We start from the raw sequence: 2,916 nt of genomic DNA on the forward strand, positions 1-2,916 counted from the left end.
TGAGTCTCCGAGCGACCTGGAGCTGCTCACGCGGGTGCTGGAGCGGCACAACGTCTCCACGCTCTACCTGTCCGCGGGTCTGCTCTCCCTCGCCATCGACCACAAGCTCGACGGCCTGCGCGGTCTGCGCCAGATCCTCGCCGGCGGCGATGTCCTCTCCGCCCCCCACGCTCGCCGCGCGCTCGAGCAACTGCGCATCCCGCTGGCCAACTGCTACGGCCCCACCGAAGGCACCGTCATCGCCTCCTCTCTCCTGCTCACCCAGCCCGAGCAGATCGGCGCCTCCGTTTCCATTGGCTCCCCCATCGCCAACACCCAGGTGTATCTGCTGGACGCCTCCTTCCAGCCCGTTCCCCCGGGTGTCCCCGGTGAGCTCTTCATCGGCGGCGAGGGCCTCGCTCGCGGCTACACCTCCAGGCCCGACCTCACCGCCGAGCGCTTCGTTCCCAATCCCTTCTCCTCCTCCCCCGGCGAGCGCCTCTACCGCACCGGTGACCTCGCCCGCTGGCGCGCTGACGGTACCCTCGACTTCCTCGGCCGCGCCGACTCGCAGGTGAAGCTGCGTGGCTTCCGCGTCGAGTTGGCCGAAGTGGAAGCCTCGCTTCTCACCCACCCCGAGGTGCGTGAAGCCGTGGCCGTCGTCCGCGAGGACTCCCCCGGCGACAAGCGTCTCGTTGCCTACGTCACCAGCGACTCCTCGAGCCTCGACACCTCCGCCCTTCGCGCCTTCCTCAAGCAGCGCCTCCCGGATTTCATGATCCCCGCGGCGCTCGTCGTCCTCGAGGCCCTCCCCCTCACTTCCACCGCCAAGGTCGATCGCAAGGCGCTTCCGCCTCCCGACCTCTCCTCCTCTGCGCTCCAGGCCTATGTCGCTCCTCGCACGGACGCCGAGCAGCGGCTCGCCGCGCTCTGGAGCGAAGTGCTGGGCCTGCAACAGGTGGGCATCCACGACGACTTCTTCTCGCTCGGCGGCCACTCCCTGTTGGCCACCCAGGTCGTCTCACGCATCCGCTCGGCCTTCGGCCTCGAGCTGCCCCTGCGCGCCCTCTTCGAGTCCCCCACGCTCGCGGCGCTCGCCGGCCAGCTCGAGCGTGCACTCCTGCAGCGCCTCCCCCCGGCTCCAACCCTGCTCCCGGCACCTCGGGAGGGCTCGCTGCATGTCTCCTTCGCGCAGATGCGGCTGTGGATCCTGGATCAGCTCCACCCCCTGCGCGCCGACTACAACGTCTTCTCCGCGATTCGGATGGAGGGCGCCCTCGAGGTGGACGTGCTCCGCCGCGGCCTCTCCGAGGTGGTTCGCCGTCACGAATCCCTGCGCACCGTCTTCCGCTCCGGCCCCGAGGGCTTGATCCAGCTCATCCTCCCCGAGTCCTCGCTGTCCCTGGGCGAGGTGGATCTCTCCTCTCTGCCCGCCCCGGCACGCGAGGCGGAGCTGCTCCAGCGGGCCGAGCAGGAGGCTCAGCGTCCCTTCGATCTGGCCACCGGTCCGCTCTTCCGGGTGCAGCTGCTGCGCCTCTCTTCCAGCGAGCATGTGCTGCTGCTCAACATGCACCACATCGTCTCCGATGGCTGGTCCGCGGGCGTGCTGGTGCGCGAGGTGGCGGCCCTCTACGAGGCGTTCTCCCGAGGCCTCCCGTCTCCCCTCCCCGAGCTTCCCATCCAGTACGCCGACTACGCCCTCTGGCAGCGGCAGTGGCTGCAAGGCGAGGTGCTGGACAAACAGCTTCTCTGGTGGCGCCAGCAGCTCACCGGGGCGCCGCATGCCCTGGAGTTGCCCACCGACAAGCCTCGGCCCTCCGTTCAGTCGTTCCGCGGCGCACGGGTTCCCGTCCAGCTCTCGAAGGACCTCTCCGAGCGTCTCCTCCAGCTTTGCCAGCGTGAGGGGGTCACCCCCTTCATGGCCCTGCTGGCCGCCTTCCAGGTGTTGCTCTCCCGCTACGCCCACCAGGACGACATCAGCGTCGGCTCTCCCATCGCCGGCCGCCGGCATGCCGAGCTCGAAGGCCTCATCGGCTTCTTCGTCAACACGCTCGTCCTCCGCTCCCGAGTCGACTCCCGGGCCTCCTTCCGCTCGCTGCTCTCCCAGGTCCGTTCCACCACCCTCGATGCCTTCGAGCATCAGGACCTGCCCTTCGAGAAGCTCGTCGAGGAGCTCCAGCCTCAGCGTGACCTGAGCCGCGCTCCGCTCTTCCAGGTGATGTTCGCCCTGCAGAACGCGCCCATACCCGAGATGGCCCTCCCGGGCCTCTCCTTGCGTCCGCTCGAGGTGGAGAACCGCGTTTCCAAGTGCGACGCCAGCCTCATCCTCTCGTCCTCGCCCCAGGGCTTCCACGGCGTCTTCGAATACGCCACCGACCTCTTCGAGCACTCCACCGCCTCTCGCATGATGGGCCACTTCCAGGTCCTCCTGGAGGCCGCCCTCTCCCGCCCCGACGCTTCACTCTCCGAGCTCCCCCTCCTCTCCGAGTCCGAGCATCAGCAGGTGCTCGTCTCCTGGAACCAGACTCAGAGGGACTACCCGCGCGACTCCTGCATCCACCACCTCATCCAGCAGCAGGTCTCCCTTCGCCCCGACGCCATCGCCGTCGAGTTCGGCGAGCAGCGCCTCTCCTGGCGTGAGCTGGACTCGCGCTCCAACCAGCTCGCCCACATGCTGCGCTCCCGCGGCGTGGGTCCCGACTCCCTCGTCGCGCTGTGCCTCGAACGCTCCGTGGAGCTCATCGTCTCCTTGTTGGGCATCCTCAAGGCCGGCGGCGCCTACGTCCCGCTCGATGCTTCCTACCCGGCTCAGCGCCTGGCCTTCATGTTGGAGGACGCTCCTCCCCGGCTGCTTCTCACCTCTCGCGCTCTGCGCTCCCTCCTCACCCTCCCTGACGACTCCCTCCCCTGCCTCCTCTGGGACGAGTTGAGTCTGGA

Annotated in this window: 1 protein-coding gene; it reads left to right on the top strand. The window is 68.7% G+C overall.

All coding sequences use genetic code 11. The features are described 5' to 3' along the window. Positions 1-2,916, top strand: a 2,916-nt coding sequence (locus Q664_RS43240; RefSeq protein WP_152622671.1) for a condensation domain-containing protein, incomplete at both ends; no start/stop codon positions are given.

It is taken from the genome of Archangium violaceum Cb vi76, assembly GCF_000733295.1.
Lineage (GTDB): Bacteria > Myxococcota > Myxococcia > Myxococcales > Myxococcaceae > Archangium > Archangium violaceum.